Genomic DNA, 14,377 nt, shown 5'->3' with positions numbered 1-14,377 from the left:
ACTCTATTGAATAATTACATACCTATCCAAGTGATCAACTGCACACCCAAACATGGCGTACAAATGCACCTTTACGCACAGTGATGTAATGTTCTATCACCCAGCCAGATTCGAGCAACTGCTCCTGCACCCACTCTGTGGAAACAATGGCAGCTCGTTTGCATAACTCGCGTAACTTCATGAGCATCAGCCGCTGTTCATGATCGGGAAGAACCGAACAAAGATTATAAGGCATGTCGAATATTGCCGAATCATATTCCCCCTCTAAATCCCTCATATCTCCCAAAGTAATTCGATTTGCATCATATCCGAAATGGGGTAAATTAACTCGAGCCCCGCGAACCGCAAGTGCATTCAAATCATTGCCTCTTGTATCAATCCCCATCGATAGAGCTTCTATGACAACTGTGCCCATTCCGCAACAAGGATCCAGCAAACGATGATTTTCCAATTCTGGAACAGCAATATTCACCAATGCTCTTGCTAAAGTGACACCAAATCCCGTGGAGTAGTTTTGTGGCTTCCGTTGATGTACTTGCCACGATTTATCCGAATTTGTCCACTGACCGAAGATCCATTTTTGTCCAGTTTGGATTAGTCCGAAAGTCACTTTAGGCTGCTTCATCTGTACCGTTCCATGGATGCACATCCCGATTTCCTTTTCCAACTTCCGTGCCTGAGCATAATCAGGCGGATGATCCCCTGCTTTCAGACAAACTACCTTGAAGGTCTCATCTTGCTGCAAACGAATCTCGCGAGCTATAGGGAGCAGTTCGGCAACTGAGTCACTCTCCCCCAATATATCCAGCCGCCCATGAATAAACGGACTTCTACCCGGTGGAATCCTTCGCTCAGACCTGACATAAGAGCCGCTGTCACTACGTATTTCTGAAGCTGGCTTAAGCAATGTGCTCAGTTCTAACTGACATAACTCACGTTCGTTTTCATGACAGGCAAAGGTGTACACATATTTCGTTTCCGCCATAATTCACCTCATTTCTACATCTACTTTAAATCGTACCCAAAGTTAGGCCAAGAGGCAACCAAGTGGGGAAATCATGCAGTCATTGTTACCAAATCAGCAAAAAAATAAGGGACCCCATCACTGGGATTCCCTTATTTTCGTTCTTTATGACCAGGTCCTAAAATTGAATTTCCATGATTCACATCACCTTGATTCAAACAATCGTTTTACCCTGTTTCTTCTATTATAAAGAACGGGTTATACTTTTAACTTTTCGATCGATATGAGCAGGTCGTCCGACAGTTCTTTCAACGTTTGAATGTTACTGCTGATGGTCTCCATAGAACTCACCTGTTCCTCTGCAGAAGCAGATACTTCCTCGACACTAGCCGCCGATTGTTCAGACACCGCAGAAATCTGCTGACTGAAATCATTCATACGACCACTGCTCTCTTCCATCCCTGAAAGTCCTTCCGACATCGTGCCGATTACCCCCACCATGCCTTCTACGGATGTGTTGATGGTTCTGAACAACTCCCCTGACGTGAGCACATGCTCCTGCCCAAGTTCTGTCTCCTGAACACCTACTCGCAGTTCATTAACTACTCTTTGAGAATCCTGCTGAATATCTTGCGTGATCGTCGTAATTTCTTCAACAGATGCCTGTACGGCTTCAGACAACTTCCGAACCTCGGATGCGACAACGGCAAAACCGCGTCCACTCTCTCCTGCCCGTGCCGCCTCTATCGAAGCATTCAACGCCAACAAATTGGTTTGACGAGCGATATCATGAATGACCAGAACCAGTTTGGAAATGTCTTCATTTTTGCGGTTCAACTGCTCCATTTTGCTCATTGAGGAAGACACTGCGCTGGCAATCTGTTGCATCTGTTGCACGGATTCTTCCATCGCTTTGCGTCCGGTCTGTCCTTGCTCCAACACTTGATTGGACATCGAACGAAGCTGATTCCCCTGCTCTGCATGTTGTTGAATATGAACATTCAATTCTTCCACGGTACGAGCTGACTCCACTGCGGTCTGAGCCTGACTCTCAGCTGCCTTAGCCGATTCCTCCATCGTGATTGCGATTTGCTGACTGCCGATCTTGACTTCTTCCGAAGCGATGGCCAGTTCGCTACTCTGACGATTCACCGATTCAGCTACACGCCTTACATTCACCACCATGGAAGTCAGGTTACCTTTCATCTCATTGACCGCTTTGGCCAAGGCACCTACTTCATCTTCATGCTTGGTATGTACATCCTGTACGTTCAATTGACCTTCCGCGATCAATTTAACAGCACTGATGACACGAAGCAGCGGTTTGACCACCTGTGTACGAATGATCGGAATAAATATAGCCGTTATGATAATCATAACAAGCACACCTATAAGCACAGACAACCTGCCATCTTGAACGGAACGAAGCGTTTGGGCTGCCGAAATATCGGATTGCTTCTGGTTGTAATTGACGAGATACTCCAAATCTACCTGCATCAGATCAAAGGAAGCTGAGCCTTTGGCAGCTACTTCTTTGGCAAGCTGGGTATCTCCTTCGTCACTGACTCGAATGGCTTGAGCATTAAATTTGAGATAGGCTTCCCATTTGCTCTTAAACGATGTCCAGTGCTCATTCTCTTCTGCTGACTTGTTCTGTTTATCGTAGATTGTAATAGTCTGAGCGGTTTCACGAATATATTTCGTACGCGCTTCATTAAGTTTGGACTTGTCCGCTGCTTCAGCGTCAAAGTAACGATAACTGAGTGACAATACATGTTCTGTTGAATAATTTAGATGGTTGATCTTCTGGATGGAAGGCATCCAGTTACCTGTAATATCATTGGTGTTCGTCTCAATTGAATTCATTCGGCCAATAATGGTCACGCTTAAAATGATTAAACAGAGGATTAACAAGTAAAACGCGATGCTGATACGCAGACCGATACTCTTAATTTTAAATCTGCTGAACATATGATTTCCCCCTCATGGCAACTTTCGCCACATCTACAATTTAGTGCTTTTCTCGCAATTAAACCTATCTATTGGCCCTTGCAAAGTACACTCTTCTCTATTATATCTGAATAATAGCCGTAAAGTATTATAGCATTCTTTTGTCAGTAAACGCTTTAACTCATAAAATTTTTGTTGAAATTTTTCGAACCAAAAAGGAGCTGCATCATCCGAAGCCTTCTGATCGGCAGCTCATAGTTAACCTAACATCACCTAACAACTAATTAGTTTCAGTTCAATTAAGTTCGACATTCAACTTGCTCTAGTTCCATCCCTTTTCCAAAAAACTATTCAGCGCTTTTGAACGAAGTCTCAGCCAGCAAACGGTAGGATTCCAGCCTGCGTTCATAATCAGGGCCAGCCGTTGCCACAAGTATTCTGTTCGTATTCAGTCTTTGTCCTACCTGCCGAATCTGCTGCCATACTCTCTCAGGTGTACCGATAATATGCCGCCCTTCTTGCTTCTCTTGGCTCCAGATTAACGCATCCCTGTCAGACGCCGCACACATCACACTTACGGCTACCATCACTTCAGGTTCCTTCAGCCTGGCACTTGGCACGAATTCGTCCCGATAACGCTGTACAGCCTCCACTCCATCCGAATCACTCATGAATTGACCGAATACATAACCCATTCCATACTGTGCGGCATACGTTGCACTTTTGACGTTGGTGCCCAGCATCCATAGCGATAATGGAGTCTCTGGAATTGGACGAGCTGTAACCGCAACATCCTCGTACGTATAACGGTCTTCCAGCAACTCGGTTAGCGAAGCAAGTTTGGTCGGAAGATTTGAAACATGCTGCAAATAATTGCCACTGAGCGCCATCGTGGCATGAGGCCCTCCACCTGGAGCCCGTCCTAATCCCAGCTCGATCCGTCCCGGATAGAGTGTAGCCAACAGACGGAACGACTCCGCAACCTTGAGCGGACTGTAATGTGGAAGCAAAATGGCTCCCGACCCAAGCAGAATGGTATCCGTCTTGGCACCAATATGTGACAGCAATACCTCAGGAGAAGCGGAAGCAAGCTCAGCCATATCATGATGCTCCGACGTCCAATACCGTGTGTACCCCCATGCTTCAGCTTGTTGAGCCAAAAGCACTGCTTGCTGAAGAGCCTGTTCAGCGGTTACACCATTCAGTTTGGGGACAAGATCCAGCACACCCAGACTGAAATTTTCTCCAGAACTGACTTCGGTGCCTTCACCAGCGCTCTCACCAAAGTTTTCACTTACGTTTGCAGCCACACCTCACAACTCCTTTGATATCTTGGCCTTTCCGTTTGATATAGAGCTTCTCTCTTCGATACACCGTATTCTTGCCTATACATTCTAATCGAGATCGTAGATCGAACCAACCTTCAGGCCGTAGAGCTCATTATAAATTTTCTCGGCAAACGCATCCGTCATTCCTGCAATATAATCAATCACCATATGTTCCCAATTCCAGATCGGTTGCGCTTTGGCTTGATCCTTCTCAAAACGCTGTAGCCAATCGGAAGGAATAATAGATTTTGACGTTTCCGGATCAAGGAATGCATCCCATAACCGCTTGATCATCCACTCACTACGTTTCTGCAAGCGCTGCACGCGCAGATCCCGGATCATCGTCACCCAGGCAAAGCTCTTGAGCACACTCACCGTGCGCAGCATGTCGAGGTCTTCTACGCCTTCACGGACGAAGGTTACCTTTTTCCAATCCCCTTCATTAATTACACCGAGACTGCCCACAAACAGGCTGACCCAGTAGGCCTTCACTTCACGACGAGTGCGCGAGTAATCATGCTCGCAGAAAGGCATTTTTTCATTCCAGATGCGCAGGAACGATGCGAGGACTTCTTCCACTTTTTCCGAGATCGCCTCTCTTGTCCAGCCCTTCCAGAACAGATCCTCCAGTGTTGTAACTTTGTCCACGATGAGACGGTTGACATGCTGGTCTTGCAGGAAGTGCTCGTGCACTTCGATTTTGCCTGCCTTGATGCCGTCCTCCAGATCATGTGCGGAATACGCAATGTCATCACAGAGATCCATCAGTTGCGCTTCGAGCGTTTTCTTGCCTGCCGGGATGTTCCAGCGCTCCCGAATCTCACGAATGTACTGCCATTCATGTTGGTACATGCCTTTCTTGCTTTCCGTTCCCGGATACGGATACTTGTTAATCCCTAGCAAGACGGCATCCGACAGGTTCAGCCCGTCGATATCTTCACGTTTTTCCAGATGCATAATGAGGCGGAAGTTATGTGCGTTCCCTTCAAAATGCTCGTATTTCCGTTTGAGTTCCGCTCGCACATCGGATTCAGCCTTAGGAACTTTGGCTGCACGACTTTTCTTCATGATTTTCTTAGTCTCGCTGTTAATCAGATCATCCAAAATGCCATCGAGCACTTCTTCCCCTTTATGTCCAAAAGGAGGATGACCAAAATCATGTGAAATCGCCGCACATTCTACGACTTCCGAGTCGATGATCAGGCCCGGATTCTCTGCCTGGCTCCAGTCTACCTCCGGGTAATGCCGCAGCAGGCTTCTCGCCGCTTCTCGCGCAATCTGTGCCACTTCAAGGGAATGGGTCAGACGCGTCCGATAATAATCCCCCGTGCCTGCGCCAAACACTTGCGATTTACCCTGCAGTCTCCGGAAGGTTGGTGAATGAATCAATCTGGAGTAGTCCCGCTCGTATGCTGCACGAGAGCCCTCCAGCTTTGTAAGTTCAGGATATTGTCTATGTTCTCTCAGATCATGCCATTGCATGTAGATCACTCCTAGCCGACTGTCTCTATTTTGAGTGATTATACACAACATCTGCGGTTTCGAAAAGCAAAATCCGTCTGTCATGTCACCTCTTCTTACATCAACTTATGATGCACAGTCTTCTCTCTATATATTATACCCTGCAAGACTAGCGTCTGTGCATAGAATTCAGAAGTCTATGTTACTGTACAGGGCATGGTATGCGCTTAGGTAGGATCTACTTTTACAGCTATGGTAACCTCCATATAAAAGAAAACCCGGCAGGCACATTACGTCCTGTCGGGTCAAACCTCAAACTGTGCTTATAACAGCTAGACTTACACCATCACTTTGCAAATATCGTTCGTGAACTCTACTGGATCCTGAATCGGCAAACCTTCAATCAACAGAGCTTGGTGATACAGCAAGCTGGTGTACAAGCTCAATTTTTCTTTATCCTGTGCAAAAGCATCTTTCAACGATTTGAACACATCATGGTTCACGTTGATTTCCAGCACTTTATCCGCTTGAACATCGCCGCTGTTCGGCATAGCTTTCAGCACTTTCTCCATCTCAATCGTCAACTCACCCTCCGTGGACAAACAAACCGGATGGCTGCGAAGACGTTTGGAGGCTTTTACTGCTTTAACTTTGCCTTCCAACTGGGCTTGCATCGCTTCGAACAATTCCTTGTTGTCATTGTCCTGCGCTTCGGTTTCTTCTTTTTCGGCGCTATCTTCGATACCCAGGTCACCACTGGAGATGGATTTGAACTCTTTTTCCTTGTAGTTCATGATCATCTTGATCGCGAATTCATCGATATCGTCGGTGAAGTAGAGCACTTCGTACCCTTTTTCCAATACACCCTCGATCTGCGGCAGCTTCTCGATCCGGCTGATGGATTCACCCGCAGCATAATAGATGTACTTCTGATCTTCCGGCATTCTGGAGACGTATTCGTCCAGGCTTACGAGCTTGCTCTCTTTGGAAGACGTGAACAGCAGGAGATCCTGCAGCGTATCCTTGTTAGCGCCATAATCGCTATACACGCCATATTTCAACTGACGGCCAAAGGCTTGATAGAACTTCTCGTAGTTCTCACGCTCGTCTTTCATCAGGCTTTGCAATTGGCTCTTGATTTTGTTCTTGATGTTCTTCGCAATCAGACTGAGCTGACGATCATGCTGCAGCATCTCGCGGGAGATGTTCAGGGACAGATCCTCGGAATCCACCATACCTTTAACAAAACCGAAGTAATCCGGCAACAAATCGCCGCACTTATCCATGATCAATACGCCGTTGGAGTATAGCTCCAGACCTTTTTCATACTCTTTGGTGTAATAGTCAAACGGCGTATTCTCCGGGATAAACAGGATTGCATTGTACACCACCGCTCCATCCGCGCTAATGTGCAAGTGTTTGAGCGGTTTGTCAAAACCGTACCTTTTCTCCATATAGAAGTTGGTATAGTCTTCTTCGGTCAGTTCACTTTTGTTTTTGCGCCAGATCGGCACCATGCTGTTCACGGTTTGTTCTTCCTTGTACTCCTCAAACTCGTTCTCCTCACCTTCCTTCGGACGGTGATTCGTCACATCCATCTTGATCGGGTAGCGAATGAAGTCGGAGTATTTCTTGATGATGGATCTCAGGCGGTACTCTTCCAAAAATTCGTCATACGAATCTTCTTCGGTGTTTTCTTTGATCGTCAGTACGATCTCTGTACCCACCGTATCTTTCTCAGCAGGTGTAATGGTATACCCATCCGCACCTTCGGATTCCCATTTCCAAGCTTCGTTACTGCCCAGCGTTTTACTCGTTACCGTCAGCTTGTCCGCCACCATAAACGCGGAGTAGAAACCAACCCCGAATTGGCCGATAATGTTATGGCCGTCTTTGGCTTCGTTTTCTTTTTTGAACGCCAGTGAACCACTCTTCGCGATAACGCCCAGATTGTTCTCCAGCTCTTCCTGCGTCATACCAATACCAGTATCGGTAAGGGTAAGTGTGCGGTTTTCCTTGTCAATCGTAAGCTTGATATAATAGTCCTCTTTGTTGAAAACGAGCGTGTCGTCCGTCAATGCTCTGTAATATATTTTGTCGATGGCGTCACTGGAGTTGGAGATCAGCTCTCTGAGGAAAATTTCTTTCTGTGTGTAAATGGAGTTGATCATCATATCCAGCAAACGTTTGGATTCCGCTTGAAATTCTTTTTTAATCGCCATGAATGGAATGCTCCTCTCAAATTTGGGTATCGAATGATCTGTTTGAAAAATAAAGGCAAGCTGATCTGCAAGGTAAACATCCGTTTACGAATGGTTGCACAGCATAGCCATATTTTCGACAGCACCATTCCATATGTAGTGGTGTGTATTCGTTGCTCTGTTAGCACTCGGATGACCAGAGTGCTAAACCCTTCTTTTTATATAACATATGGGAAAATTGGGTGTCAATACGAAGAGGCTTATTTTAACAAAATCATAGATTTTAATTAGCAAAAAGATGCCTTAGCTCCGTGTGAATGACCTTTCATCTCCACCCAGTTCCCAGCGCACGGTGCTTCACTGCTTGACGGCAGTCAGACCGAACCACATGCCCTATCTCAGTGTAACGTACTCGCTCCAGCAACACAAAAAACAAAAACCGCCTCGAATTAAAGCTCGGGACGGCGTGGTGAAATTAGAGACCTGACAGAACAGCAGAGCAAAGCATTTGGTACCGCAATAACTACTCTACTTTTTCACCATCTTTGGATCAAGGGTGTCACGCAGCCCATCGCCCATCAGGTTGAAACCGAGTACCGTCAGCATGATGGACAGACCGGGAAAAATAAGCGTCCACGGCGCTTTTTGGATATACTGACGGGAATCCGACAGCATTTTCCCCCACTCCGGATCTGGGGGCTGTGCACCCATGCCCAGAAATCCGAGAGCTGCCGCCTCAATGATCGCAGTACCTATCCCGAGTGTCCCTTGTACAATGAGCGGCGTAAGGCTATTGGGTAAAATGTGTCGGAACAAAATGCGCCCGTTCCCGGCTCCCAGCGTCCTTGCCGATGTAATAAATTCTTCCTGTCGTAAGCTGAGCACCCGTGACCGCACCAACCGTCCATACGTTGGAATATTCACGATTGCAATGGCGAGCAACGCATTCTGCAAGGATGGGCCCAGAATGGCAACAATCGCAATCGCTAGCAAAATGCCCGGAAACGCCAGCAAAATATCAAACAGACGCGATATAAGCATATCAGCCCATTTTCCATAGAACCCGGCAACCAGTCCCAGCAGGGCTCCAACAATAATGGAGCCAATGACCGAGAAAAATCCAACCCACAACGAGATTCGTGCTCCATGAATTACCCGGGAGAACACATCCCGTCCTAGATCGTCCGTCCCGAACCAGTGTTCCGCCGAAGGGGCTTGAAGCCGATCCTGCAACACCTGCTCTTTGTAATCATAGGGCGCAACATAAGGTGCAAGAAAGGCCAGTGTGACGAAAAAAACAATGATGATCAGACCTGCCAAAGCAAGCCGATTCCCTCGAAACGTCCTCCACGCCTCACGCCAAGGTCCGGATCTGCTTACGTTCATAGCGTCAACGGCTTGTCCGGTATTGGTTGACAATTTGGCCATACATGTTCTCCTTTGCTGAACTTAAATAAGCTGAACTAAGTATTGTAGAGGTTGCTTACTTGAAGCGGTTTGCCTGCAGATGAGCTTCTTCCCGTAAATTCAACTTCCTACTTATAACTGATTCTCGGATCAAACACAGCATAGAGCAGATCTACAATCAGGTTGATGACCACGAAAAAGAAAGCCACGATCAGGATTCCACTCTGAATCACAGGATAGTCCCGCGAACTAATAGCCTCATATATATAACGCCCTACACCCGGCCAGGCAAAAATGGTTTCCGTCAGCACCGCACCACCCAGCAGCGACCCGGTCTGAATCCCGATGACGGTCAGCACAGGGATAAATGCATTTTTCAGCGCATGTCCGTATACGACAAAAAACGGCCCCAATCCTTTCGCCTTGGCGGTACGGATATAATCCGAACTCATCACTTCAAGCATGCTGGAACGGGTCATCCGTGCAATAACGGCCATCGGAATCGTGCCCAGCGCCACACTTGGCAGAATCAGATGTTTGGTCACCGTCCATAGCTGATCCCAGCGCCCTGCGAGCATCGTGTCCAGCACATACAGACCTGTAACCGCATCGACCGGATCACGCGCGTTCATCCGTCCAATGGACGGCAACCATTGCAGTTTGTTGGCAAACAGCCATTGTTCCATCAATCCAAGCCAGAAGATGGGCATCGATACACCCACAAGTGCAACCACCATACAGCAGTAATCAAACCAGGAGTTGTGCTTCCATGCACTAACAATCCCTGCATTCACGCCAATAATGACAGCAAACAACATACTTGCCAGCGTGAGTTCAAGCGTTGCTGTCAGATAAGGACCAATTTCCTGGGCAATAGGCACCTTCGTGCGAATGGATGTGCCCAAATCCCCTTTTAACAAATCGCCCAAATAGGCAAAGTATTGCTGAAACCAAGGTTTATCAAGTCCAAGTTGGTCCCTTAGAGCCTGCTTGGATTGTTCGGTTGCTTTTTGCCCCAGAATCGTCTCGGCCGGATCACCGGGTATCGCATGGATGATGGAAAATACGATCAACGTCATGCCCAGCAAAACGGGCAGCAGTACCAACACACGTTTGACAATATAGCTATTCACTTCCAGATCACCTGCCCTAAAGGGTTCATCCGCATGATTTCATATTAGGCGAAATAATAGAAATAGCGCTGGTGAACACGTATGCTTTGGCCCGTCACTACCCGGATGTAGAATCTAATAAGCATTGCATGTCCGCCAGCGCATAGCTTTGTATTAACACTTGCGTTAATTTACATTCATTCGAAAGATTTATTCAAAATACACGTTTGCATACGACTCGCTTCCCAGCGGAGACGTTACAAAACCTTTCAGGTTGGCTTTCCCCGCCAGAATCGGTGTGGTGTGCACAAGCGGAATCCAAGGCGCATCTTCCTTGATGATGACCTGAGCCTGTTTGTACAGTTCGGCACGTTTGTCCTGATCCGTCTCTGTCTGTGCTTTCGTAAGCAGTGTGTGCAGTTCCTCGTTTACGTAGTAACTACGATTGTTGCTCGGGATGGCGTCTTTGTCCAAAAGCGTATACAGGAAGTTGTCCGGATCACCGTTGTCTCCTGTCCAGCCGAGCATGTAGAGATCGTCCTTCTCTCCAACTTTAGAATCTTCCAGATATGTGGCCCACTCGGGGGATTCGATGGTGGTTTTGACACCAATTTTCTCAAAATCCGCCTGAATCGCCTCTGCTACCTTCTTGCCGTCTGGCATGTACGGACGGGATACCGGCATCGCATAAAACGTAACCGGATCAGGTAATCCGTCAGGGAAACCGGCTTCGGTCAGTAATGCTTTTGCTTTTTCCAGATCATAGGCATAATCTTCAATCTCATCGTTGTAACCCCACAGCGTTGGCGGCATCGGGTTCACCGCAGGCTTCGCCTGTCCGGCAAAGAAGGCATCGATGATAGCTTGTTTGTTCACGGCATGATTGAGGGCTTGTCTGACTTTCACGTTATCAAAAGGTTTTTTCTTAAAATTAAAACCGATATACGCCACGTTGAACGGTGGACGTTCGATCTTCTGCAGCTCGCTTTTGCTCTCCAGAATGCTCAGATCATCCGGGTTCAGGTCTTCCATGATATCTATCTCGCCATTTTGTAATGCATTGAAACGAGCGGTGTTATCCGGGATGGAGCGCACGATCACCTTGTTCAGCTTCGGTAAACCTTCCTTCCAGTAGGCTGCATTTTTCTCCAGCGTGATCGAGTCGTTCCGCTTCCACTCTTTGAATACAAATGGGCCAGTGCCTACAGGCTCACTCTTGAAGTTTTCTTTCTTCTCCTGAATCGCCGCCGGGCTGCCTATGCCAAACGGGGTCATTGCAATATTTTGCAGAAACGGGGCTTGTGGCTGGTTCAGGGTGAATTCAACCGTTGCTTCATCAAGCGCCTTCACTTCCTTGATCACACGCGCGTCCTCAGGACCAAACATGGAATCGTAATAATCGAAGGAATCGCCTTCGAATTTATATTCACTTGCGGGATCACTCCAGCGTTTGAAATTGAACACAACGGCATCCGCGTTAAAGTCAGTTCCATCATGGAACTTCACCCCGGATTTCAGCTTGAACACATACTTGAGCCCGTCCGCGGATATTTCCCAGCTCTCAGCCAGTGCCGGGACCACTTCGGTCTCACCCTCCTTGTAATCTAAAAGCGAATCAAATACCTGATGTCCAATCTTGAGCGATTCCCCATCCGTCACAATTGAGGGATCCAGCGCAACGGAGTCTCCGCCGCGTCCCATGATCATCGTATCCTGAGCAGCTGCCTCTGTTGGTGGGTCATTACCTTCCGCAGGTGTCGGCGTACCTTCCCCGCCTTCCTTGTTGCTGGAGCAACCAGATAACACAAGTACAGTACTCAGTGCCAAAGTCAGTAAACCGGACATCCATTTTTTTCTCATTCGCATACGTACAACACCCTTCCTGTCTCATAATGTGTGTGATACTTGCGCCGAAAAACGGTACCTCTGGCCGTGTGTGCGATGATGTGGTGGTGGTGGTGCTAGGCAGTCATCAGGTAATTTCTTAACAAGGGAGATTTACAAATACTTGTATCATCTATTAAAGGCTTTGTATGCCTCTGATACCTACATTGAGATTTGAGAAGTTTTGAGACTGGTTTAGTAACGGAGTGAGATCTTGTAGGTGAACAGACAAAAGAACAACTCGGATGCACAGCGCTGGAGTCTACGTCATGTCATTACAGGATGAACGATTTATTTGAACCAAGGTCAATAAGCACCAGCTATCACTCTTGGCAGAGTAAAAGAGATCGTCTACTTGAAATAGACATGTCGAGATAACCGCATACGGATGCATATGTAATTAAGGACCATAACGATGAAGAGCTGGCAATTATTCAGATCCTAATAAAAACATGGATCAAACACATTAGACATGGGTTGTTGGTTCAGCATTTTCATGAGGTGTCAGGCTGACAGGTAGAATCACGAGTAGAAAAAGAAAGAAAGAATAGAACAGAACGGAACGACGCTACGATAACTTTCCATGTTATGGTTTTGTCATGATGAGGAGGTTTATGTATTAAATCGTGGTGAAAAACATTTTCGTGTAACTCACTTTACATCAGATTTACCAATTAGACAAGGGATTTACATACATACGTCTTCAACTTTATCAAACGCGTCAGCAATGATGACATTATATACAAAAAAGGAACACGGCTCGACAATAACCGCCCATGTTCCTTGCTTATTTTCTCCACATATTCAGATCTGTTCTATTCTAAAACCGGCTGATTAAATTACTTTTTAAACAAACCTCTACGGTGCATCACGGTAATAAAACGATAAAAATCGTAGCTCGCTCCGTTATCAATACTAAACAGCGGATTTTTGCTATCATAGGCCAGTGCGGCATCTACAGCAGCTTTCGCCCAGACGGGTACTTCCATCTGCTGTCTTGCCTGCAAACGGTCGACCTGTACTTTTAGCGCATCAAATGCGGCTTTCTCTTCGGCTGTCATCGGTTCGCCCCCTTTCGGTGGTACAGTTGGTGGATTCGGGTTTGATGGCTCTGTTGGGTTCGACGGATTACCAGGATTAGTCGGATTCGGGGTTGGAGCAACCGCTGCATATCTGGCACGGAGCTGTGCCGCGCTCCCCTCGAATTCATTCATATCCACGTTGCCGCTGATCCCGTTCACCTTGCCGGAGTCTGTATATTGCCAGAACGTCCAGCGCTTCCACGCCGGCTGTTCATCAGGCACACGTGTATTGCTGTATCGCGCGATCCATAGATCGTAGGAACTCAACGAAGTATCGAAATTGGCAGCAAACGAGTTGCCTGTATATAGGATCGGTTTCACACCTGTCAGACGCTGCAATTCTGTTAAAAAGGCTTGGGCTACCGTATTCATCTGCGCTCTGCTCAGATTGCCGGGATTGTTCTCGTAATCCATAACCGGTGGCAACTGTAGGGCTTTGGCTCCCCCGATTTTATCCAGCGTATTGGCATAATGCGCTGCTTCAGCCTTCGCAATCTCGACAGACGTTCCGCGGAAGAAATGATAGGTTCCGACCATCATGCCCGCCGCCAGCGCACCGGTTACATTTTTCTGAAAATTCGGATCGATATAGGTTCGCCCTTCGGTTGCTTTGATAAACACAAAGGTCATGCCGCTTGCCTTCACCTTGGCCCAGTCGATATTGCCCTGGTACCTGGAGACATCAATGCCCTGCGTGTTGCCCGAGGTTCTATTTTGCAAAATTCTCACACCCTTTATGCGGCAAATTGCCTTTTGTATATAGTTAATGCGGACGGGTTAAGGGTTGCTTGTGTGCGTGTCCCTTGTTGTCCGTTATATGACTCGGAATACCGAGCTAGCCTTATGAAAGAAAACTCTTATTGGGAACAGCTCAAATACTACTTAAACCTTATGATCAAACTTAAAAAGTAGTCTGTAGACCAGTATGTAGCTTGAGTCGTGTGAGATCACAGTGTATCAAGGATTAAAGATGCATTAGAGTGATAGC

The 14,377-nt window shown here is 47.0% G+C and carries 9 protein-coding genes; all 9 read right to left on the bottom strand.

Annotated features, from left to right (window positions below):
- Positions 1–34: 34 nt before the first annotated feature.
- A complete protein-coding gene (locus ACUTVW_RS01365; protein ID WP_445644127.1) occupies positions 35–985 on the bottom strand; it encodes a TRM11 family SAM-dependent methyltransferase in 951 nt (316 codons plus the stop codon).
- Positions 986–1,222: 237 nt separating this feature from the next.
- Positions 1,223–2,935 (bottom strand): HAMP domain-containing methyl-accepting chemotaxis protein, encoded by a 1,713-nt coding sequence (locus tag ACUTVW_RS01360; RefSeq protein ID WP_445644126.1) that lies wholly within the window; start codon positions 2,933–2,935, stop codon positions 1,223–1,225.
- 326 nt (positions 2,936–3,261) lie between these two features.
- Complete coding sequence (locus ACUTVW_RS01355) at positions 3,262–4,146, bottom strand: MsnO8 family LLM class oxidoreductase (protein WP_434753073.1); 885 nt, start codon at positions 4,144–4,146, stop codon at positions 3,262–3,264.
- A gap of 162 nt (positions 4,147–4,308) precedes the next feature.
- Positions 4,309–5,724 (bottom strand): deoxyguanosinetriphosphate triphosphohydrolase family protein, encoded by a 1,416-nt coding sequence (locus ACUTVW_RS01350; protein WP_445644125.1) that lies wholly within the window; start codon positions 5,722–5,724, stop codon positions 4,309–4,311.
- Positions 5,725–6,041: 317 nt separating this feature from the next.
- Positions 6,042–7,925, bottom strand: coding sequence for a molecular chaperone HtpG (htpG, locus tag ACUTVW_RS01345; RefSeq protein ID WP_445644124.1), 1,884 nt, complete (start codon positions 7,923–7,925; stop codon positions 6,042–6,044).
- Positions 7,926–8,432: 507 nt separating this feature from the next.
- Positions 8,433–9,332 carry a nickel transporter permease gene (gene nikC / locus ACUTVW_RS01340; RefSeq protein ID WP_445644123.1) on the bottom strand — a complete coding sequence of 300 codons (900 nt, stop codon included), beginning with the start codon at positions 9,330–9,332 and terminating at the stop codon, positions 8,433–8,435.
- Positions 9,333–9,439: 107 nt separating this feature from the next.
- Complete coding sequence (locus ACUTVW_RS01335) at positions 9,440–10,444, bottom strand: ABC transporter permease (protein ID WP_445644122.1); 1,005 nt, start codon at positions 10,442–10,444, stop codon at positions 9,440–9,442.
- Between the two features lie 189 nt (positions 10,445–10,633).
- The gene (locus ACUTVW_RS01330) at positions 10,634–12,283 is read right to left on the bottom strand and encodes an ABC transporter substrate-binding protein (RefSeq protein WP_445644956.1); all 1,650 of its coding nucleotides are present in this window, start codon (positions 12,281–12,283) and stop codon (positions 10,634–10,636) included.
- Positions 12,284–13,146: 863 nt separating this feature from the next.
- Positions 13,147–14,109, bottom strand: a complete 963-nt coding sequence (locus ACUTVW_RS01325) for a GH25 family lysozyme (RefSeq protein ID WP_445644121.1) — start codon at positions 14,107–14,109, stop codon at positions 13,147–13,149.
- Between the last annotated feature and the right edge of the window lie 268 nt (positions 14,110–14,377).

Source organism: Paenibacillus sp. TSA_86.1, assembly GCF_052691815.1.
The sequence above is the reverse complement of the archived record's forward strand: the minus strand, read 5'-3'. Positions and strand labels throughout refer to the sequence as shown.